This window comes from Bradyrhizobium sp. JYMT SZCCT0180 (assembly GCF_018130165.1).
Taxonomy (GTDB): Bacteria; Pseudomonadota; Alphaproteobacteria; order Rhizobiales; family Xanthobacteraceae; genus Bradyrhizobium.
On the sequence record NZ_JAFCLZ010000016.1, the window covers coordinates 124,489 to 145,651 of the forward strand.

At 63.1% G+C, this 21,163-nt stretch carries 20 protein-coding genes; 10 read left to right on the plus strand and 10 right to left on the minus strand.

From position 1 onward, the window contains the following. Positions 1-67: 67 nt before the first annotated feature. Together JQ641_RS23625 and JQ641_RS23630 are read right to left on the minus strand one after the other, a co-directional pair. Complete coding sequence (locus tag JQ641_RS23625; protein WP_211998294.1) at positions 68-1,351, minus strand: serine hydrolase domain-containing protein; 1,284 nt, start codon at positions 1,349-1,351, stop codon at positions 68-70. Between the two features lie 113 nt (positions 1,352-1,464). Continuing rightward, positions 1,465-2,427: an alpha/beta hydrolase gene (locus JQ641_RS23630; protein WP_211998295.1), complete on the minus strand. Its 963-nt coding sequence runs from the start codon at positions 2,425-2,427 to the stop codon at positions 1,465-1,467. A gap of 289 nt (positions 2,428-2,716) precedes the next feature. Here JQ641_RS23630 and JQ641_RS23635 point away from each other — a divergent pair, with 289 nt between their 5' ends. Next, on the plus strand, positions 2,717-2,959 hold the full coding sequence (locus JQ641_RS23635; RefSeq protein ID WP_211998296.1) for a hypothetical protein: 243 nt from the start codon (positions 2,717-2,719) through the stop codon (positions 2,957-2,959). A gap of 47 nt (positions 2,960-3,006) precedes the next feature. Here JQ641_RS23635 and JQ641_RS23640 read toward each other — a convergent pair whose 3' ends face one another. Together JQ641_RS23640 and JQ641_RS23645 are read right to left on the minus strand one after the other, a co-directional pair. Then, positions 3,007-4,755: a flavin-containing monooxygenase gene (locus JQ641_RS23640; RefSeq protein WP_211998297.1), complete on the minus strand. Its 1,749-nt coding sequence runs from the start codon at positions 4,753-4,755 to the stop codon at positions 3,007-3,009. Positions 4,756-4,919: 164 nt separating this feature from the next. After that, positions 4,920-6,743 carry a di-heme-cytochrome C peroxidase gene (locus tag JQ641_RS23645; RefSeq protein ID WP_211998298.1) on the minus strand — a complete coding sequence of 608 codons (1,824 nt, stop codon included), beginning with the start codon at positions 6,741-6,743 and terminating at the stop codon, positions 4,920-4,922. 276 nt (positions 6,744-7,019) lie between these two features. Here JQ641_RS23645 and JQ641_RS23650 point away from each other — a divergent pair, with 276 nt between their 5' ends. Further along, a complete protein-coding gene (locus tag JQ641_RS23650; protein ID WP_211998299.1) occupies positions 7,020-7,706 on the plus strand; it encodes an alpha/beta hydrolase family protein in 687 nt (228 codons plus the stop codon). A 38-nt stretch (positions 7,707-7,744) separates the two neighbouring features. Continuing rightward, positions 7,745-8,473 (plus strand): aspartate/glutamate racemase family protein, encoded by a 729-nt coding sequence (locus JQ641_RS23655; RefSeq protein WP_211998300.1) that lies wholly within the window; start codon positions 7,745-7,747, stop codon positions 8,471-8,473. 9 nt (positions 8,474-8,482) lie between these two features. On the opposite strand, the gene JQ641_RS23660 is transcribed toward JQ641_RS23655, so the two are convergent. Beyond that, complete coding sequence (locus tag JQ641_RS23660) at positions 8,483-9,265, minus strand: SDR family oxidoreductase (protein ID WP_211998301.1); 783 nt, start codon at positions 9,263-9,265, stop codon at positions 8,483-8,485. 42 nt (positions 9,266-9,307) lie between these two features. Then, positions 9,308-10,282 (minus strand): 2-dehydropantoate 2-reductase, encoded by a 975-nt coding sequence (locus JQ641_RS23665; protein ID WP_211998302.1) that lies wholly within the window; start codon positions 10,280-10,282, stop codon positions 9,308-9,310. A gap of 172 nt (positions 10,283-10,454) precedes the next feature. Here JQ641_RS23665 and JQ641_RS23670 point away from each other — a divergent pair, with 172 nt between their 5' ends. Further along, a complete protein-coding gene (locus JQ641_RS23670) occupies positions 10,455-11,252 on the plus strand; it encodes an enoyl-CoA hydratase-related protein (RefSeq protein WP_211998303.1) in 798 nt (265 codons plus the stop codon). Here the strand turns inward: JQ641_RS23670 and JQ641_RS23675 are convergent, their stop codons facing one another. Further along, a complete protein-coding gene (locus JQ641_RS23675; protein WP_349628608.1) occupies positions 11,253-11,537 on the minus strand; it encodes a hypothetical protein in 285 nt (94 codons plus the stop codon). It lies immediately after the preceding gene. Between the two features lie 116 nt (positions 11,538-11,653). Between JQ641_RS23675 and JQ641_RS23680 the strand changes: the two genes are divergently transcribed. From JQ641_RS23680 to JQ641_RS23695, 4 genes are all read left to right on the plus strand, one after another. Then, a complete protein-coding gene (locus tag JQ641_RS23680; protein ID WP_211998304.1) occupies positions 11,654-13,018 on the plus strand; it encodes an FAD-dependent oxidoreductase in 1,365 nt (454 codons plus the stop codon). A 22-nt stretch (positions 13,019-13,040) separates the two neighbouring features. Next, positions 13,041-14,045 carry an ABC transporter substrate-binding protein gene (locus JQ641_RS23685; RefSeq protein WP_211998305.1) on the plus strand — a complete coding sequence of 335 codons (1,005 nt, stop codon included), beginning with the start codon at positions 13,041-13,043 and terminating at the stop codon, positions 14,043-14,045. Positions 14,046-14,179: 134 nt separating this feature from the next. Further along, positions 14,180-14,953, plus strand: coding sequence for an ABC transporter ATP-binding protein (locus tag JQ641_RS23690; RefSeq protein ID WP_211998306.1), 774 nt, complete (start codon positions 14,180-14,182; stop codon positions 14,951-14,953). Beyond that, positions 14,946-15,773 carry an ABC transporter permease gene (locus tag JQ641_RS23695; RefSeq protein ID WP_211998307.1) on the plus strand — a complete coding sequence of 276 codons (828 nt, stop codon included), beginning with the start codon at positions 14,946-14,948 and terminating at the stop codon, positions 15,771-15,773. Before JQ641_RS23690 ends, JQ641_RS23695 begins: the two co-directional genes overlap by 8 nt. 120 nt (positions 15,774-15,893) lie before the next feature. Here JQ641_RS23695 and gtdA read toward each other — a convergent pair whose 3' ends face one another. Continuing rightward, positions 15,894-16,934, minus strand: a complete 1,041-nt coding sequence (gene gtdA, locus JQ641_RS23700) for a gentisate 1,2-dioxygenase (RefSeq protein ID WP_211998308.1) — start codon at positions 16,932-16,934, stop codon at positions 15,894-15,896. 109 nt (positions 16,935-17,043) lie between these two features. On the opposite strand from gtdA, the gene maiA reads away from it, so the two are divergent. Continuing rightward, complete coding sequence (gene maiA / locus JQ641_RS23705; protein WP_211998309.1) at positions 17,044-17,676, plus strand: maleylacetoacetate isomerase; 633 nt, start codon at positions 17,044-17,046, stop codon at positions 17,674-17,676. After that, the gene (locus tag JQ641_RS23710) at positions 17,666-18,175 is read left to right on the plus strand and encodes a MarR family winged helix-turn-helix transcriptional regulator (protein WP_211998310.1); all 510 of its coding nucleotides are present in this window, start codon (positions 17,666-17,668) and stop codon (positions 18,173-18,175) included. Before maiA ends, JQ641_RS23710 begins: the two co-directional genes overlap by 11 nt. A gap of 171 nt (positions 18,176-18,346) precedes the next feature. Here JQ641_RS23710 and JQ641_RS23715 read toward each other — a convergent pair whose 3' ends face one another. Next, a complete protein-coding gene (locus tag JQ641_RS23715) occupies positions 18,347-19,951 on the minus strand; it encodes a benzoate-CoA ligase family protein (protein WP_211998311.1) in 1,605 nt (534 codons plus the stop codon). Continuing rightward, a complete protein-coding gene (locus JQ641_RS23720) occupies positions 19,948-21,087 on the minus strand; it encodes an FAD-dependent monooxygenase (protein WP_211998312.1) in 1,140 nt (379 codons plus the stop codon). Before JQ641_RS23720 ends, JQ641_RS23715 begins: the two co-directional genes overlap by 4 nt. Positions 21,088-21,163: the final 76 nt, after the last annotated feature.

Sequence of the window (21,163 nt, forward strand, 5' to 3'; positions counted from 1 at the left end):
TCAGGCTCAAGGCGCACGCGTACATGCGCCCAAGCGGCATCTTGCCTAACGGTCGCTCGATTGATCTCTATTTTTCGAAAGCGCCGTAGACGATATTTTTCAGAGCGATGCGAAGCCTTCCGCGGTGCACGACCGTCTGCGTCATGAAGACGACGAACATGTTCTCCTTCGGATCGACCCAGAAGGTCGTACCGCCGGCGCCTGACCAGTTCATCTCGCCGACCGATCCCTCGATCGGACTGATGCCGGCGTCGGTGCGAACGGCAAAACCCAATCCAAATCCAAAGCCGGGCCCCGGCGAATAGACGGGTCCCGGGGTCACGCCTGATCCCGGCCCGATATGGTTCGAGCCCATATAGGCAATGGTCTTCGGACTGAGGTATCGCTTGCCGTCGAGCGCGCCGCCATTGGCCAGCATCGCTGCGAAGCGCGAATAATCGCCGATGGTTGACACCAGGCCGCCACCGCCGGACTCATATTTTCGCACGACGCGCGGGTCGCCCATGTCAGCACCGGGACCGATCTTGCGGTCGCTCGGAAACGGTTCTGCCACCAGCGATTGTTTAGCCGCGTCGGTGACAAAAAAGCTCGTATTGGTCATGCCGAGCGGATCGAACAGGCGCTCCTTCATGAACTGAAGGAGCGATTTTCCGGAGACCACCTCAATGACGCGGCCGAGGATATCGGTCGACTGGCTGTATTCCCATGTCGTGCCGGGCTGATAGACCAGCGGCAGTTTGGCCAGCCGTTCGGCAAACAGGGCGTTGTCAGGATCGCCCTCGGACAGGTTTGCCTCGCGATAGAGCTTCTTGACGGCGCCATCGCCGAAGACCCCGTAGGTCAGGCCAGAGGTGTGGCGCATCAAATCCTGAATCGTCATCGGTCGCCTGGGAGCGACCAGATCGAGTCCGATCTTGCCGTCCTCGCCCTTCTTCTCGACGCCAACCTTCACGTCAGCGAAAGCCGGGATGTATTTGGACACGGGCTCGTCGAGCTGCAGCTTGCCTTCCTCGACCAGCATCATCGCCGCCACCGTCGTGATCGGCTTCGTCATCGAATAGATGCGGAAAATGGTGTCAGGCGTCATCGGCGCCTTGGTGCCGGGATCGCGCACGCCAAAACTGTTGAAATAGGCGGTCTTGCCGTTGCGCTGGATCATCATGATCGCGCCCGGAATCTTCTCCGTGGCAATTTCGTTCTTGAGATAGGCATCGATGCGCGCGAGCCCTGCGCTCGAAAAACCGGTCTCCTCAGGTTTGGCGGTGATGGGGCCTTCGGCGAATGCGCCGGAGATGGATGCGAGCAACAATGCGGCGACGGCAACGCCGCGCAAGCGGATGGATGCGAGCATTTCTATCCTCCCTGGTCGGATCTTGACGTCCGAACGACCCGGCCGCACCTGACGGTGGCCCGATCAGGCCGGATAGTTGCCTAGCTCGATGGCGCTGACAAGGCCCGCTGTGTCTATGCGCCTGCTGCCAGCAGCGTCTTGAAATCGGCGCGGGCGCGTTGCGCTTCGCCTCTAGCTGCCTCGGAGGCTTCCCCGAGCCCGAAATAGCCGTGGATCAGGCCCGGGCCGTCATAGTATTTGGTGGCGACGCCGGCGGCGGTAAGCGCATCCGCATAGGCCTTGCCCTCGTCGCGAAGCGGATCGAACCACGCCGTGGTGACGATCGCCGGCGCCAGCCCGGCGAGGCTCTTTGCACGTAGCGGCGAGACGCGCCAGTCGGCGCCGTCAGCGGCGCTCTCGAGATAATGGCCGCAGAACCATTCCATCACGGCCCGCGACAGGAAGTAGCCCTCGGCGTTTTCAGCGCGGGAGGGAAAGCGCGCGTTCTCCTTGCTATCCGCGAAATTACCGAAAACATCGGTGACGGGATAGACCAGCAATTGCGCCGCGAGCTTGATGCCGGCGTCGCGGCAGGCGATTGCGGTCGCCGCCGCCAGATTGCCGCCGGCGCTGTCACCAGCGACGCCGACGCGCTTGATGTCGCCGCCGAACTCGGCGATGCGTTCGACGATGTCCCTGATGGCGGAGAATGCGTCCTCGAACGCGCCGGGAAAGCGCACCTCGGGCGGCCGCCGGTAGTCGACTGAAATGACAACGGCGCCGGTCTCGATCGCAAGCAGGCGGGCTTGCCGGTCATGGGTTTCGAGATCGCCGGCGACCCAGCCGCCGCCATGGAAGAACACCACCGTCGGCGATTTTTCGTCTGTGTTGCGATAGACCCGCGCGGCAAGGAAACCGGCAGCACCCTTGACCTTGATGTTTTCGGCAGCTGCGACCGGAGGCGGCGGCACCGCGGCACGGGCATCCGCCAGCGCGCGAAGCGCATCGCGCGCGCTCTGCGGCGTCATCGTCGTGGGATCGCGCAGCGGCAACAGCGGAATGATCTGGGCGATGACGGGGTCGAGCGGCGTAACCATGCAGAATGCCTCGCGTTGGACAGGCCGCACCTTAGCTCGCGCGCAAAGCTGCCGCTATTAGGTTTGCCGCATGGCTCAAGGATGCGAGGTGCTGTGCCCGCCCTTTTTTGGCGCCGCAACATCGAACGGGAATGCCGCCGAGTTTGCTAAATTGCGAAGAATTCCATCAAGCAGAATTTGCGCGCGCCTTGCTAGGCTGGTTCCTCGTTTACGGCTGATTATCCATCAGGCCTGTGTGCGAGGAACGGCTGGCTTCGCCGTTCATTGCTCCTCTGGAAGGAGACGCGCGATGAAGGAAGTTGCCGCGATAGACCGTGCGATCGACGAAGTGCTGGTGCAACTCGGGCAAATGGTCCTGAGGCTATCCAGTCCGCAAGTGACGAAACGGGCCGACGAGCGGCGCGCACTGGTGCGTTCGGTCAATCAATACTCGGTGTGTGCCGCGCGTTCCGACGATCCGCGCGTGCACGAGCTCAAGGCCGAACTCGATGAGACGATCAAGCCGCGATTGCGGCTGGTGGTCTCCAGATAAGCACTTCAGAGCAAGCGCTCCAGAGTAAGCGCTCCAGAGTAAGCGCCTCAAACCACGGGCACGCGCCGGGCGGCGACCGCCGCGGGTGAAATGACGTCGATGTCGAGCGGGACGCGCCAGCGCTCGGTCAGCCGCACGCGCGGTGCTTCGTTGCGCGGGTCGGCGCCGTCGATCACAAAGCCCTCAAAACCGTTGCTCATGACCTCGTTGCATTTCTGCACGTAGATCGGAAAGCCGCCGATATAGGGCATGAAGACGCGCGGCCGGCCGGGAATGTTGGCGCCGACGTACCAGGAACTGCAGGTCGACCGCAGCGAGATCTTTGATACCTCGTTGACGTGCTCCACCCATTCATCCTGATACTGCTCGATGGGCTCGATGGTCGCGGCACCGATGTCGCGGATATGCGCCATGCAATCGGCCATCCAGTCGACATGCTGTTCGATTGCCTGGATCATGCTTGCCAGCACCGACGGGCTGCCCGGCCCGGTGATGGTGAACAAATTGGGAAAGCCGACGGTCGCGACGCCGAGATAGGCGCGGGGGCCGGCGCGCCATTTCTCGGCGAGTGTCTGCCCGTTGCGGCCGGTGATGCGGATCTTGTCGAAGGAGCCGGTCATCGCCGCAAAGCCGGTCGCGGAGACGATGGCGTCGAACTGATATTCTGACCCGTCGACCTCGATGCCTTTGCTCGTAAAACGTTCGATCGGTGTCCTGGACACGTCGACCAGTTTCACGTGCGGCAGATTATAGGTTTCGAAATAGCCGGTATCGACGCACAGACGCTTGCAGCCGAACACGTTGGAAGGGCACAGCAGCTCGGCGGTCGCGGGATCCTTGACGATGCCGCGGATCTTGTTGCGCGCGAATTCGGCGATGGTGTCGTTGGCTTCCTTCTCGAACAAGAGGTCGCCGAAGGCGCCGAGGAACGGTAATCCGCCGCGTTCCCAGGCTTCTTCATATTGCCGCTCGCGTTCCTCCGGCGAGGCCTCCAGCGCCGGCTTCATGTTGAAGGGGAAATAGAAGCCGGTCGGCCGCGCCCGGGCTTTCGCCCGAAGCGCCGGATAGTCGGCCTTGATCGATCGGCGGTACTCCGGCGTCAGTTTTGCGTTCCAGGCCGGCACGGAATAGGTCGCGGTACGCTGGAATACGGTAAGCGCGGAGGCCTGCTGCGCGATGATCGGGATCGACTGGATCGCCGACGATCCGGTGCCGATGATGCCGACGCGAAGCCCGGTGAAATCGACCCCTTCATGCGGCCATTCGCCGGTGTGATAGACCGGCCCCTTGAAATCCTCGCGTCCTTTGAAAGGTGGATGGTTTGCCGCCGACAGGCAGCCGATCGCCATGATGCAGAATTTGGCGAACACCTTGTCGCCGCGGTCGGTTTCGATGCGCCAGCCTTTTGCAATTTCATCGAAGCTCGCATCCGTGACGCGGGTGTCGAACCGGATGTGCTGGCGCAGATCGAAGCGATCAGCGACATGGTTGGCGTAAGCCAGAATCTCCGGCTGCGGCGCGTATTTCTCCGACCAGTCCCATTGTTGATCGAGTTCTTCCGAGAACGAAAACGAATACTGCATGCTCTCGACGTCGCAGCGCGCGCCGGGATAGCGGTTCCAGTACCAGGTGCCGCCGACGCCGCCGCCGGCCTCAAAGACCCGCGCGCTGAAGCCAAGCCCGCGCAGGCGGTGCAGCATGTACATGCCGGCAAAACCTGCGCCGACGATGACGGCGTCAAACACCGCATCAACCTCGGCCGGACGTTGTTGTTGATCTTGCTTGCCCACAGCCATGCGCTTTTCCCGATGAATACGAAAGCCGCGCCTACCTCAGACTAAAGCGCTGGAATCGTCAATCGCGCCACCGCATGGGCGGGTTGCGCGCGGTCGCGGCCGTTCGTTTCCGCAAGCGTGGTGCAGCGCGGCCGGAGCCGGTCCGGCCTGCGCGGCATCATGTCTCAGAGCGTCTTGAGGTACTCGATGATCGCCTTGCGCTCGTCGGGAGCCAGTTTCTTGCCGATCACGCCCTTGGTCTTCGGGGGCTTGTCGGCGAATTCGTGGCCTGTGTTCCAGTTTCCGCGGATCGAGGTGTCGAATTCGAAGCCGTTGGTGAGCTTGTCGTGTTTGTAGCCGAGATTCACCGGATCGTACTCGCGGTTGCCGAGATAGAATTTCTTCGGCCTTTCCTCGACCGGGGACAGCAGCGCGTAGACGTTTGGAACCGAGCCGTTGTGAAGATAGGGCGGGGTCGCCCAAACCCCGTTGAGCGGGCGGACCTTGTATTCAAGCTTGCCCTGGATTTCGTTGGGCATGTTGCCGTTCATGGCGTTGCGCTGTTTGTCGTCCAGTTTCCGCTGGTCGTAAATGACGTTGACGGTCTTTGCGACCAGGAGCCTGAGCGCGTCAGCGAAATCGCTCTTGTCGATACCCAGATGCGGGGGGATCGCGACGGTTCGGCTCATCATGTCCGCGGCCTGCGCGGGATCGGTGCCGATATGCTCGATCGGGATGTTTTCGATCTTGAGGACGGGTTGGCCGACCTCGTTTTTGCTCCACCAATCCTTGTTGTTGAAATCGAAGAACGCTTTGGTCGAGACCGGCGGTCGGTGGCATTCCTGACAATGCACCTTGTAGAGTTCGCCGCCCTGGGCCGCGAGCTTTTCGTCGATCGCCGGCAGGATGTCGCTCGGCCAGCGCGGAGACTTCAGGCCCGAGAAGCCTTTTTCCAGGCTCGGCGGATCGCCGGCGATCATTTGCTCCATTTCGTTGAGCCGGTCGATGTCGACGCTCGATTTGAACAGGCCTTTCGACGGGTCGAGCAGATTGAGCTCGGCCGATACGCCCAGCGCTTCGCCGGCATTGCGCACCATCGGCTGCATGATGGAGCCGTTATACTGCACCCAATCGAACCACGGCGTGTTCCAGATCCGCGGGTAATGCACCGGCGCCGAGGAGCCCGCGTAATTTTCCGGCTTCTTCAGGTCGATTGAAAACACCTGATTGCCGATCCGGTTCAGCGCGTCCAGCCGGCCATAGCCTTCGAGGACGCTCTGGGAAGCGACGGCTTCCTCGAGATTCTTGACGGCCTTCAATTGCGTGAGGACCTGGTCGATCTGGTATTTCAGGATCTCGCGATCGGCGACCGCCGAGTCCGGCCCCAGGATCCGTTCGGCGAACCGATCGAAGCGCGTGGGTATCAGCCGCGTAAAGAGCAGCGCCACGCCCATTCCCTGCTTCAGCTTGAACAGGTCGGTCAGCGCCGGTCCGCCGTCGACGATGACAGCGGTGTCCTTGTAGGTGAACCGTCCGGTATGGCAGGCCGCGCAGGTCAGGCCGACGCCGGTCATGTCCTGCTTGCTGCGTGGATTGCGCCATGGCGCGCCCGACGGGTCGAGCATCGGACCGCCCTGCGCAATGCCGATCGGAAGCGCCTTCTTGCCTGATATGACGGTGTCAGGAATGAAGCCGTAGCGATCGAGATAGGCCGGGTCGCTTAACGGGCCGGCTTCGGTGAAGACGAGCCACGGAATCGTCGGCTGCTCCAGCGCCATGAACCATTCAAAGGGCATGCCGAAGGTCCGCGTTCCCTGGTCGGCATGGTAGAACCAGCTGAGTTTTTCCTTGCTGATGCCCTGGTCGAGCCAGACGGTTTTCTTCGGCTGCGGGTACTCCGCGATCCTGACGTGAAGGTTTTCCCAGAGCTTTGCGATGTCATCCTTGAAGGCGACGTAGCCGGCGGCGGCGATCAATGCTGCGATAACAATTTTTGTCCTGCCACGCATGATCCGCCCCTGTTCCAATTGCACCGCTCAAGCGCGCAATATTCTTATCTCATTAAAAAATCGCCAAACACGTACTCAGCCTTGGCGTGCGATCAAATATTGTACCATCTTATAGTGGCATAAACCGGCTGTCCATAAAGCCGGTTTTGCGCGTTGTGCCGTTTTGCTGCAGTGGAAGGTACCGCTTCGAATCCGCCGGATGGGTTCGCCGAACGCGTTTGCACGCGCCGCCCCTGAATGTAGAATCAAGGAAGAGCATATCCCGGGATCGCCGATTTGACAGCCGCCACCGCGCAACCGATCAAAATCGAAATCACCCCTACGGAGTCGGTGTCCGCGTTGCTGATCCATCCGCCGCAGGCGCGCGCGTGTTACGTGTTCGCGCATGGGGCAGGCGCCGGCATGGCCCATGCCTCGATGGAGACGATTGCCGCAGGTCTTGCCGACCGCGACATCGCGACGCTGCGCTATCAGTTTCCCTACATGGAAAAGGGCAGCAAGCGGCCGGATGGGCCTGCTGTGGCGCACGCCGCCGTGAGGGCCGCGGTGGCGGAAGCGTCGCGACGCAGCGTCGGGCTGCCGCTGTTCGCGGGCGGCAAATCGTTCGGCGGGCGCATGACGTCGCAGGCGCAGGCGATCGATGCCTTGCCGGGCGTTCGCGGGCTCGCCTTCTTTGGCTTTCCGCTGCATCCGGCGGGGAAACCTTCCAGCGACCGGGCCAAACATCTCACTGAAGTCGATATTCCCATGCTGTTCCTGCAGGGGACGCGTGACGCGCTGGCGGAATTGAGCCTGCTCGAACCCGTCGTCAAAGGGCTGGGCAAACGGGCGACGCTGCACCTGGTTGATGCGGCCGATCATTCCTTCCACGTGTTGAAGAGTTCGGGCCGCAACGACCGCGAGGTGATGACCGAGGTGCTGGATGCGTTCGCGGCCTGGGCCAGCAAGATCGGCGCAGGATAGCGTTGGCAGAACGGCGCAGCGGATGCTAATCAGGCCCTATGGCCAAGATCCTCATCGTTAATCCCAATACGACCGCGTCGATGACGAAAACCATCGGCGAGGCGGCGCGCACGGTCGCGGCATCAGGCACCGAGATCGTCGACGTGACGTCGGCGATGGGGCCGGTCTCGATCGAAGGGTTTTATGACGAGGCTTTCGCCGTTCCCGGCCTGATCCAGGCCCTCTTGAACGTAAGGGATGCCGATGCCGGCATCATCGCCTGTTTCGACGACACCGGCCTCGATGCGGCGCGGTCGGTCGCACCGTTTCCGGTGGTCGGGATTTGCGAGGCCGCCTTGGTAACAGCGGGGCAACTGGCAAAACGCATCGGAATAGTGACCACGCTGCCGCGTTCGATCGTGCCGCTGGAAGAACTGGTGCGCCGCTACGGCTTTGCGGAACGGGCGCATGTTACCGCGTGCAATGTCGCGGTGCTCGATCTCGAAAAGCCCGGCTCCGGCGCGGAAGAGAAACTCGACGCCGAGATTGCGCGGGCGCTGGACAAGGGCGCGGAGGCCATCGTGCTCGGTTGCGCCGGGATGGCCGATCTCGCGGCAAAACTTTCGCAAAAATTCGGCGTTCCCGTCGTCGATGGCGTCGCGGCCGCGGTGAAGCAGGCCGAAGCGCTGGTCGGTTTGGGGCTCAAGACGTCGCGGCGCGGTTCCTACGCGCTGCCGGGCGCCAAGGACTATACCGGCCTGCTGGCGCCGTTTGCGCCCGGGAAATAGATTGAGAATTCAGCCTGACTGCGGCGCTCCGTAAATCTTGTCGCGCAGCCGCCGCATGCCGGCCAGCCAGCGCTCCCGGCTGGACGCCTTGCGCAGCATGTATTCGGCGACCTGCGGGTGCGACAGAATCAAAAACCGTTCGGCTTCCATCGCCTCGATCACCATGCGGGCGACTTCGGGCGCCTGCAGCACGCCATCGACCCGCGCGGCACTGGGGCCGGGCGTCGTCATGCCTGTTTGTACCGACTGCGGGCAAAGCACCGACACGCGGATGCCGCGGTCGCCATATTGAATGGCGAGATGCTCGGCGAGCGCCACCGCGGCATGCTTGGTGACGCCGTAGGGCATCGAGTTCAGCGACGCCAACAGGCCGGCGGCGGATGCGGTGTTGAGCAGATAGCCCGAGCCGCGCGCGAGCATGCCCGGCACCAGCACGCGTGCCGCGAACACGTGGCTCATGACATGGACCCGCCAGCTGACGTCCCAGTCCGCGTCGGACGCACTTTCCTGTCCTTTGCGCGACAGGCCGGCGTTGGAAAAGAACACATCCACGGGACCATACTTGTCCTCGGCGGCGGCGATCAGCGCCTTGACGTCTTCTTCAAGGCCGACGTCGGCGGTGACAGCCAATCCGTCGATGTCACCGGCGACTTTCGCCAGCCGGTCGCGCGAGGTTTTCAGGTCGGCGACGACAACGCCGCGCGCGCCGGCCTCGGCATAAGCACGCGCGACCGCTTCGCCAATGCCGCTCGCTGCGCCGGTGACGACACAGACCTTGCCTTTGACGTTCATGTTGCAGCTTCCTTCTTTACTGGCGTGTTCTGCGCGCGGTGTTCAACCCTGGTAAAGCCCCTTGTCGCGCGCCTGGCGAATTGCGAGTCCCGCCATCAAATCGAGCATCGGCGTCGAAAGCCCGGCCGCCCGCGCGAATGCGGCGGGCGCGCGGACCAGCACGTCGATCTCCATGGCGCGGCCGAGCTCAAAGTCCTGCAGGATCGACGGCTTGTGGGCGGGCGCGGGGCCGGAGCGGGTGACGCGCCTGACGTCGGGGTAACAGCTCTGGGCGATGCTGTTGGCTTCATCCAGCAAACGCGGGATCACCTCGGCGAGCGCCGGTTCGTCCCGGACGCCGCGGGCGGTCTGGCCGGTGAGCAGACACAGCACCGACATCGACATGTTGGTCAGGAGCTTGGACCAGATCGCTTCCCTGACCTCGGTGACATCTGGCGATTCGATGGAAGATTCCTTGAGCGCTGTGCGCAGCCGCGCGATCCGCTCGCTGTGGCGGTCGTCGCATTCGCCGATCACGAGCCGGTTCCGATCCGGCGAGAGATTCGCGACCACACCAGGCGCGATGATCTCATTTGATGAATAGATCACGCCGCCGATAATCCGTTCCTTGGGTATCGCCGCGCGCAGCCGGCCGCTCGCGTCAAGGAAGCCAAGATCGGGCGTCGGCGGATGTTTTGCAGGAAGCCCGACATCGTACCACCAGGGGATTCCGTTCTGGGCCAAGACCACGGCGGTATTATCGCGCAACAGCGGTTGCAGACCGGCGGCGAGCGCGCTGACCCCCGTCGCCTTCAGCGTGCTGATCACGACATCCTGCGGGCCGAGATCCGCGGGGTTGTCGGAGGCGCTCACTTTGGCTTTGAACTCGGCTTCCCCGGCACGCAGCGTCAGGCCGTTGGCCCTCACGGCTTCGAGGTGCGGGCCGCGCATCACGCAGGAAACGTCGTGTCCGGCCAGCGCCAGCCGCACCGCGAAATGGCTGCCGACGGCGCCCGCACCGAAAACGCATATCCGCATCGAGTTGATGTCCTGCTGAGGGGAACCGTAAGGTGCCAGTTTCCACAAGCTTGCACCGCAGCGCAACCGCCGATGCCGTTTGCATCGCAGGCATCACGGAAAGAGATAGATCAATTGCCGGTGTGTCGGCATATTGCCTGACGAAACAACTGCAACCAAAAAAGGACCGTCAATGTCTGCCAATCCGGTTTTGTGGGATATCGATCAACGCGGCGTCGCGACGGTCACGCTGAATCGCCCGGAAGTGAACAACGCCTACGATGCCGGGCTCATCAACGGCGTGCTGGCGGCGATGGATGAACTCGGCAAGAAGTCTCACCTGCGCGTCGTGGTGCTGAAGGGCAACGGCAAGCACTTCCAGGCCGGCGCTGACCTGAAATGGATCAATGGCGTGCGGCCGAAATCGCCTGAAGAGAACGAGGTGGTGTCGCGCGCCACATTCGAGGCGGTGCAGCGGCTCAATACGCTGCCGATCCCGACGGTGGCGCTGGTGCAAGGTGGCTGCTTCGGCGGCGGCACCGGCGTGATTTCGGCGTGTGACGTGGTGATCGCCGCCGATAACGCGCTGTTCTCGATCACGGAAGTCCGCTGGGGCCTGACGGCTGCGATCATCATTCCGCAGCTCTGCGATTCCATCGGTGTCCGTCAGGTGCGCCGCTACGCACTGACCGGCGAGCGCTTCGGCGCCGAGGACGCGCGCCGCATTGGACTGGTGCACGAGGTGGTGCCGCTGGCGGAGCTTGAAGCGTCGGGCGCAAAGGTCGTGGAGCAATTGCTGGCCAACGGCCCCGAGGCGCTGGCCGAAACCAAGGCGCTGGCGCTGGAGAGTTCATTCGGCGGCATGAGCGTCGACGACGAGGCCTATGCGCGGCTGGTCAAAATGCATTCGGACCGGCGGCGGACATCGGAGGCGTCCGAAGGGCTGGCCTCGTTCGCCGAAAAGCGGGCGGCGAATTGGGGTAGCAAATAGTCAGCAGCCGCGGCAGATGCTGCGCAGTGTAGATCTAAGCGCTGCATCGTCCGCACTCATTTGTTCCGGCGATGATGACGTCATCGCGGCGTCGCGAGCAACGGCCTGCTTGCGTTTTTCGGCTAGCGCGGCCTCCTGGCGTTGATAGCAGGCTTCGCGCTCGGTCTTGACCGGAACGAAGCGGCAATTCTGTTCCACTTCCGCCTGCACGGCGGAGATGACGAACAGGAGGCCAAGCACAAGGGGCGCGAGTAATCTCAAAACGGTCAATCCTTTCGTCGCCACCTTCTCAATTTTGTACCGTCGGAGCAATATCTTCCGTCTTGATTTCAACCGTTCGACACATAGCCAAAATGCCCTCGCCAAGGCATGATGCCTTGGCCTCAGCCGGGAACCCTGAATTGCCTTCCAAAACCATCGAAGAACCTGCGCGCCAAGTTCCGCTCTATGGCGAATATGATGTCGCCGTGCTGGGCGGCGGGCCTGCCGGCATCGCAGCCGCTGTTGCCGCCGCGCGCGCGGGGCGGCGAACACTGCTGGTCGAACGCTATGGCTTCCTCGGCGGCATGGGAACGGCTGCCGGCGTCACGAATTTCTGCGGACTGCACGCCAATGTCCATGGCGAGATGCACCGGGTGGTGCAGGGGATTGCCACCGATCTCCTTGATCGCATCGACCGGCTCGGCGGGCTGAACGCGCCGCATCTGATCCTGGGCAAAATTTTCGCACAGGCCTATGACACCGCGGCCTACAAGATCGCGGCCGACGACCTGCTGGCCGCGCACAAGGTCGACATTCTCTTTCACGCGCTCGGCGCCGGCGTGGTGATGCATGACGACAGGCGCATCGACGCGTTGATGGTCGAGACCAGGGCGGGCCGGCAGGCGGTGCGCGCCGGCATCTACATCGATTGCTCCGGCGACGGCGATCTCGCCGCCTGGGCCGGCGCGCCGTTCGAGGTCGGCGACAACGCTGGTAGCACGATGTACCCGTCGATGATGTTCCGCCTCAACGGCATCGACCCCGAAAGAGCCGGCGACGCCTGGCGCACCATTCCGGCGCTGATGGAAAAGGCCGAGGCCGCGGGCACGCACAAATTTCCGCGCAAGGCCGCGATCGTTCGGCCACAGCGCCACGCCGTCGAATGGCGCGTGAATTTTACCCAGCTCGCGCGCGAGGACGGCACGGCGGTGAACGGCCTCGAGCCTGACGATATGACCCGCGGCGAAATCGAGGGCCGCCGCCAGGCGGTAAAGGCGTTCGAGTTCCTGCGCACCGTGCCCGGCTTCGAAAAATCCTACATCGTCGATCTGCCGCCGCAGCTTGGCATCCGCGAGACCCGCCGCGTCGTCGGCGGCTACATGCTGTCAGGCGAGGACGTGCTGGGCTGCGCCTCGTTCGAGGACTCCATCGGTGTCAATGGCTGGCCGATGGAATCCCATGTCGCGGGCGATGTGGTCTTCAAGTTCCCGCCGATCCCGGAATCGCGCGGCTTCAACGAGCTGCCGTATCGGATGCTGGTGCCCGAGGGTATCGACAACCTGCTAATGGCCGGGCGCTGCGCCTCGATGACCCATGACGGCCAGTCGGCGGCGAGGGTTTCCGGCGCCTGTTTTGCGATGGGCGAGGCGGTTGGGATCGCCGCCGACCTGGCGCTATCAGGTAACACGATTCCACGCGACATTGCCGTTGAAAAGTTGCAACAAGCACTGCAACAACGGGGCGCTTTTATTGGCCGCGGCCAGAAGGTGCCCGAAGGGCTGTAAGAGAAGGTACGGAGGAAACGGAATGACGGGATTTGCACGGCTCGCTTTGGCTGCCCTGCTGGCGATCGCGGCTGGTGGCATCGCGCGGGCCGATGATGCGCTGAAGGCCAAGATCGGCGTGCTCAGGCTGTCCTCGTCGGCGCCGGTGTTCATCGCGCAGGACAAGGGCTATTTCCGCGAGGCCGGCCTCGACATCGAGCTGAAATTCTTCGACGCGGCGCAGCCGATCGCGGTGGCGACCACCTCGGGCGATGTCGATTTCGGCGTCACCGCGTTTACGGCCGGGCTTTATAACCTCGCCGGCAAGGGCACGCTGAAGGTGATCGGCGGCATGAGCCGCGAGAAGGCCGGCTACCCCCTGATCGGCTATTTCGCCAGCAACAACGCCTATGCTGCCGGGCTGAAGGCGCCGAAAGATCTCGCCGGAAAACGCATCGCGGTGACGCAGGTCGGCTCCAGCTTCCATTACTCGCTGGGACTGCTCGCCGACAAATACGGCTTCAAGCTCGCGGACGTAAAGGTGTTGCCGCTGCAATCGCTGTCGAACGCCGCCGCGGCGCTGAAGGGCGAGACCGTCGATGCGGCACTGCTGCCGGTGTCCACCGCGCGCACGCTGATCGATTCCGACGGCGCCAAACTGCTCGGCTGGGTCGGTGACGAGACGCCGTGGCAGCTCGGCGCGGTGTTCGCTTCCCCGAAAGCGCTGACCAACCAGGCGCTGGTGACGAAATTGCTGGGCGCCCTGGTCCGCGCCGACCGCGAATATCATGACGTGATCCTGGCCTCGGTGAAGGACGGCAAGGCAGCGATCAACGACAAGACAAAACCGCTGCTGGAAATCATCGCCAAATACACCATTCTGCCGGTCGAGCAGGTGGTCGGCAATTGCGCCTATATCGATCCCGACGGCAAACTCGACGTCAAGAACGTCGCCAACCAGATCAGCTGGCTGCAGGAACAGGGGTTCGTCGACAAGGGATTTGGGGTGGATGCGATCATCGCCAAGGAATATGTGAAGGCGGATTAGCCTGCGGTGCCTGAATGCGTCATTGCGAGCGCAGCGAAGCAATCCATGGCGCGGCATAACGGATCGATGGATTGCTTCGTCGCTTCGCTCCTCGCAATGACGGTGGATGGAATGACGGATCGGAAACCTGCCCAATGGACCTGATCGCCGACCATATCAGCCACCGCTTCGGTACGCTGGACGTACTCGACAACGTCTCGTTCACGGTGCGCGCGGGCGAGGTGGTTGCGATCGTCGGACCCTCCGGTTGCGGCAAGAGCACGCTGCTGTCGATATTGGGGGGATTGCTGCGGTCGAGCGAGGGCCAGGCCGAGCTGCGCGGCGCGCCGCCGGCGGGCAGCCTCAACCCGCTGACCTTCGTATTCCAGGATTTTGCGCTGCTGCCCTGGTGTACGGTGGAAGCCAATGTGGAATTTCCGCTGGTGCACACGGCGCTCGGGATAAGCGAACGCCGCGCCGTGATCGACGACGCGCTGCGCCGCACAGGGCTCACCGATTTTCGCGGCGCCTACCCGAAGCAATTGTCAGGCGGCATGCGCCAGCGTGTCGGCATTGCGCGGGCGCTCGCGGTGCGACCGGCGATCCTGCTGATGGACGAGCCGCTGTCGGCGCTGGATTCGCAGACCCGCGAATTGCTGATGGAGGATTTTATCCGCCTGCTCGCCGACGGTTCGATGGGCGCGGTCTACGTGACGCACAATCTCGAAGAAGCGGTGCGGCTCGCCGACCGCATCGTGGTGCTGTCGCGCCGTCCCGGCCGTGTCCGCGAGGTCGTGACCATCCCGATGACGCGCGACGAGCGCGGCGACATCAATGCGCGCGGAAAACTGCTCGCGATACAAAACGATCTGTGGTCGCTGATCCGTGAGGAGGCGATCGACGCCGAGCGCGAGGTCCAGCATGCTTGACCGCGCGCCGCAGGGAACGCAGGACGAGGACAAGGCAGGGTCGCGGCCGGTGGCGTTTCGCGGCGCGGGCTTTACGCCGAGCGCCGGCCGTTATTCCGGTTGGATTGCGCTCGCGCTGGTGATTGCGTTCTGGCAGCTCGCCGGCAGCGCCGGCTGGGTCAATGCGCTGTTCCTGCCGCCGCCCTCGGCGATCGCGGCCGCGATCTACAAGCTCGCGCTATCGGGCGCGCTCTGGCAGCATCTGTCCTGGTCGGTGATGCGGATCGGATCGGGCTGGATTCTCGGCACGGTTGCCGGCGTCATCGTCGGTTTCGGGATCGGGTTATCCACGCTGGCGCGCGGCATCGGCATCACCTTCATCTCGGCGCTGTTTCCGATTCCGAAGATCGCATTGCTGCCGCTGCTGATCCTGTGGCTTGGGATCGGCGAGGAGCCGAAGATCGCAACCATCGCGCTCGGCGTGTTCTTCTCCACCGCGATCTCGGTCTATAGCGGCGTCGACGCGGTGCCGCGCAACCTGATCCGGATGGCGCAGAGTTTCAATGTGCCGTTCCATTTGATCGTGCGCCGCGTGATCTGGCCGGGCGCGCTGCCCTCGATCCTCGCGGGTTTTCGCATCACGGCGTCGGTCGCGCTGCTGCTGGTGGTGAGCGCCGAGATGATCGGCGCCCAATACGGTATCGGCGCCTTCGTACTGCAGGCCGGCAATCTGATGCAGACCGATCAGCTGTTGGCCGGCGTGGTCATACTCTCGGTGTTCGGGCTGGTGGTGGGGAAGGGAATCAATCTGCTGGAGGCAAGGCTGCTGCATTGGCGGTGAGGGGCTGCGCGCGGGAATCGTAGGGTGGGCAAAGCGAAGCGTGCCCACCATTACGCGCAGAGTGCCTGACGGTGGGCACGTCGCTAACGCTCCTTTGCCCACCCTACAATTTCAACACCCTCACGCATTGCCGCGGTTTTCGCGGAACAGGTCGAGCTTCTGCTGCACCGGACGGTCGGAGAAGCTGAACAGCACCGAATCGACGTCGGCCTCGTGGGTGACCCATTGCCAGCTCGGCACCACGAACAGATCGCGCGCGCCCCACTCAAACGTCTGCTCGCCGACTCGCGTGCGGCCCTTGCCCTCGATCGCCGCGAACACGGTCGCGTCGGTGGAGCGATAGCGCGCGGTCTTAAAACCCTTCGGCAGCATCTGGATGAAGGTGCCGATGGTCGGCATCGCGAACTCGCCGGTTTCGGGGTTGGAGAATTTCAGCTTCAGCCCGTGGCAGGCGTCCCACTCGTTGCGGATCTTGGCCTGTTCCAGCGCCTCGCGGGTGTAGCTGTAGGGATAGTTGAAGATCGGCGAGGTCTTCGACTTTCGCTTCTCGTCGACGGGCAGGAGGTTGCGTCCGTAACGGGCAAAGCTGTCGCCGGAAGGTCGCGTGATCTTCTGCTGGTCCTCGTTCGAGCCTTCGGCAAAGGACGCATCGAAGAACTGCACCATCGGAATGTCGAGTCCGTCGAGCCAGAACATCGGCTCGGAGGTTTCGTTGGAATGATCATGCCAGGTCATTGACGGCGTGATGACGAAATCGCCGGGCTCCATCAGCGTCTTCTCGCCGTCGACGGCGGTTGCCGCCCCCTTGCCTTCGAGCACGAAACGCAATGCCGACTGGCTGTGGCGGTGCGCCGGGGCGACGTCGCCGGGGACCACCATCTGCACGCCGGCAAACAGCGAGGTCGTGATCTTCGACTGGCCGCGCAGGCCCGGATTTTCCAGCACCAGCACCCGCCGCTCGGCTTCCTTGGCGGTGATCAGCTTGCCGGCCTCGGTCATGTAGTCGCGGATCTGGTCGAACTTCCACAGATGCGGCCGGCAGGCGCTGCGCGGTTCCGGCGTGATCAGATCGCCCATCACGTTCCAGAGTGCGGAGAGGTTCTCGCCGTCGATCTTCTTGTAGAACGCCTCGCGTTCCGGGGTCTTCTGCACGGCTTCCATGGCTAGCCTCCCGTTATTCTTGTCCGTCGATTTATTGACAGCATACTTACAATATGGGTAGCGTCAATGACGGCGTAGACCGCAACGACAGATTTACGGGGAGGTTCCGATGAAGCTGCACGGCTATTTCCGCAGTGCCGCGGCGTACCGGGTCAGGATCGCCTTGAATCTGAAGGGGCTGCGACCCGAACATTTGCCGCATCACCTTCGCAAGGGCGAACAATGCGCGCCGGCCTATCTCGCCATCAACCCGCAGGGGCTCGTGCCCGCACTGGAGGACGACGCCGGCGCCATACTCACGCAATCGCTGGCGATCATTGAATGGCTGGATGAAACCTATCCCGAACCGGCGCTGTTGCCCGGCGATGCGCTGGGTCGCGCAAAAGTTCGCGCCTTCGCCATGGCGCTGGCCTGTGACACCCACCCGGTGCAGAACCTGAAAGTATTGAACCGGCTGCGGCAACTCGGTTTACCCGAGGAAAAGGTGACGGAGTGGGCGGCCTGGGTCAACCGCGAGGGACTGACGGCTTGCGAAGCGCTGGCCACCGGCGAAAAGGGGCCGTTCTGTTTCGGCGCAACGCCGACGATCGCCGATCTCTGCCTGGTGCCGCAACTCGGCAACGCGCGGCGCTTCGGGGTGGATGTCTCGATCTTCCCGCGCCTGCTCAAGGCTGAAGCCGCGGCAAAGGAAATCAAGGCGTTCGCCGACGCCGCACCGGACAAGCAGCCCGATGCCGAGTAAGCCCACGCCCATTACCATGGACGCCGTCTACGCGGCGCCCGGTTATCTGTTCCGGCGCATGCAGCAGATCGCAGTCGCCATCTTTGTCGAGGAATGCAAGGCCTTCGACCTGACGCCGGTGCAATATGCCGCGCTGGTGTCGATCCACACCCATCCCGGCATAGACGCGACGCGGCTCTCGGCGGTGATCGCGTTCGACCGCTCGACGCTCGGCAACGTCATCGAGCGGCTGGAATCCAAAGCCCTGGTCGAGCGCAAGCCCGGGCGGGAAGACAAGAGGGTCAAACTGCTTTATCTGACCAAGGCGGGCGCGGCCACGCTGCGCGAGATCATGCCATCGGTCGAGCGCGCGCAGGCGCGGATGCTGCAGCCGCTGAAGGCCGCCGACCGCAAGGTGTTGCTGGCGCTGATGACGCAGCTCGTCGATCTCAACAACGAAGCCTCGCGGGTGCCGCTGCGCGCCGAGGATGCGCTCGAACATTTGGGCAAGTCGGGTTGAGGGAGCCCGACAATTCGTTTTCGTCGTCCCGGCCTTGAGCCGGGACCCATACGCCGCGGCCAATATGATAAGAAAAGGAAGATAACGACCGGCTCGCAAAACAATTGCCGCCGGTGGTTATGGGTCCCGGCTCAAGGCCGGGACGACAGTGAATGTCTGGATGCGCATTTGCTACATCCTCAACAGCGCCTGCCGGTCGATCTTGCCTGTGCCGGTCTTCGGCAGCTCCTCAATGAACCGCACCTCGCGCGGATATTTGTAAGGCAGCAGTTTTGCCTTGACGAAATCCTGCAGCTTCTTTGTCACGTTATCGGCGTCGAAGCCGCCTTTGTTCATCACCACCACGGCCTTTAGCGTCATGCGCCGGTCCGGGAGTTCGGCGGCGAAGACGGCGCATTCGCGGACGTCGGGGTGTTCAGCAAGGCACAGCTCGACTTCGAGCGGATAGACCCATTGGCCGGAAATCTTGATCAGGTCGTCGGCGCGGCCGCGGAAGAAATGAAAGCCGTCGGCATCGCGGACAAAGCGGTCGCCGGTGTAGATCCACCCCTCCTCGCGGATCGTCTCCGCTGATTTGTCCGGCCGGTTCCAGTACAGCGGCGTGTTGGAATCGCCGCGCACCCACATGATCCCTTCCTCGTCGTCGCCGACGTCGCGGCCGTCCTTGTCCCTGAGCGCGATTTCATAACCGGGAACACGCAGCCCGGCCGCACCGAGCTTCTTGTGATCGGGCCGGTTGGAAAGGTAGATGTGCAGTGCCTCGGTCGAACCCAGGCCCTCGATGATCTCGAGGCCGGTCAGCGTCTTCCAGCCGTTGAACACTTCACCCGACAGCACCTCGGCGGCGGACAGCGCCATCCGCAACGATGAAAAGTCCGCGGCCGCTGCGCCGTCGGCCTTGGTCAGCGAGGTGTAGAGCGTCGGCAATCCAAAAAACACGCTCGGGCGGTAGCGCCCGATCGCCTCGAAGATCGCGGCGGGCTTCGGCTGGCCCGGCAACAGCAGTGTGGCGGCGCCGACCGAGAACGGGAAGGTGATGGAATTGCCGAAGCCATAGGCGAAGAAAATCTTCGGTACCGAAAAGCAGATGTCGTCGGGCCCGAGCTTGAGCACGTTGCGCGCAAACGCAGCTTCGCTGTAGGCCATGTCGTGCTGCAGATGCACGATGCCCTTGGGGCGTCCGGTCGAGCCCGACGAGTACATCCAGAACGCCATCTCGTTGCGATGCGTGTCGGCCTCCGTGAGTTCGGTCGGGAAGGCCTTCAGCCAGGCGTCGGCAGCAAGCGTCTTCGGCACGGCGTGCTCGCCGGCGGTGCCGTTGACCACGATCAGCGTGTGCAGCGGCGTGTCCTTGCAGGCAACAGCGTCGAATCGGGAAGTGAACTCGGCATCGGTGACCGCGACGGCGGCGCCGGCGTCCGAGAGATAAAACTGCAGCAGGTCCGGCGGCGTCAGGGTGTTAATCAGCAGCGGCACGAAGCCGGAGCGCACCGCGCCGAAGAATGCGGCCGGGTAAGCCGGCGTGTCGTCGAGGAACATCAGGATGCGGTCGCCGCGCTTCAGCCCCAGCGACTGGAAGCCGTGGCCCCATTGCGAGGCCTCGCGGCACAATTCGGCATAGCTGCGCGTGCCGGCTGGCCCGGTCAGCGCGAGGCGTTCGCCGCGGCCGTGCACGAGATTGTCGAACAGGATGCGGCTGGCGTTGTAGCGCTCGGGAATCGCAAATCCGATCTCGCGCGCACCGGGATTGTCGAGGGGTACCTGATCGTCGATCATGCACGGCTCCCGCTGTTCTTTGCTGCCTCAAAGCGCGCCATGAAGGCCGGCGACATCGCGCGCAGGCGCGAATCGTCGATCCGCCCGGAGCGGGTGATGTAGCTGTAGGCAAAATCCATCAGGTGGAGCTTCATGTGTTCGGGGAAATGTTCGTACCAGTCGGCGCTGGTGCGCGCCGCCGTCACCAGTTTCTTCACGATTGGCTTGCGTTCGCTCTGGTAGCGGGCGAGGCCCGCGGGAATGTCCGCTTCCGCCTCCAGCGCCTTGGTCAGCGCGATGGCGTCCTCGATCGCGAGCCTTGTTCCCGAGCCGATCGAGAAGTGCGCCGAGTGCAGGGCGTCGCCGATCAGCACCATGTTGCCGTGCGACCAGTTCTCGTTCCAGATCCAGGGGAAATTCCGCCACACCGATTTGTTCGACACCAGCGAATGGCCGTCGAGCGTATCGGCAAATATCTCTTCACAGATCGCCTGCGATTGTTCGATGGTCTTGTGCTCGAAACCGTAAGCCTGCCAGGTCGCTGCGTCGCATTCGACCAGGAAGGTGCTCATGGCAGGCGCATAACGATAATGATGTGCGTTGAACGACCCGAGATCGGTTTTCACGAAGGTCTGCGACAGCGTGGCGAAACGTTTGCTGGTGCCGTACCATGCGAATTTGTTGGTCGAATGCGAGACCGAGGCGCCGAATTCCTTCTCGAAGCCGCGGCGCACCAGCGAGTTCAATCCGTCGGCGGCGACGATCAGGTCATAACCTTTGAGCTCGTCCAGCGACTGGATGATGGTGTCGTATCGCGGCGTGATGCCGGCGGCGCGCACGCGCTGCTGCAAAATGGTCAACAATTCGAGCCGGCCGATCGAGGAAAAGCCGACGCCGTCGATCTCGACGCTCTCGCCCCGCAAATTGAGCGTGATGTTCTTCCAGCTTTCCATCCGCGGCGTGATCGCATCGACCGTCTCGGGGTCGTCGGCGCGCAAGAATTCCAGCGCCTGTTCGGAGAACACGACGCCGAAACCCCAGGTCGCGCCTTCGGGGTTCTGCTCGAACAGGTCGATCGCTGCGTCCGGATGACGCCGCTTCCAGAGATAGGCGAAGTAGAGACCGCCGGGGCCTCCGCCGATGACGGCGATGCGCACGGTACCCCTCCCTAATTGACAGTATACTTACTAGTTGGGGCCACCCTAAACCGGACCGGGGAATGGCGCTACCAAA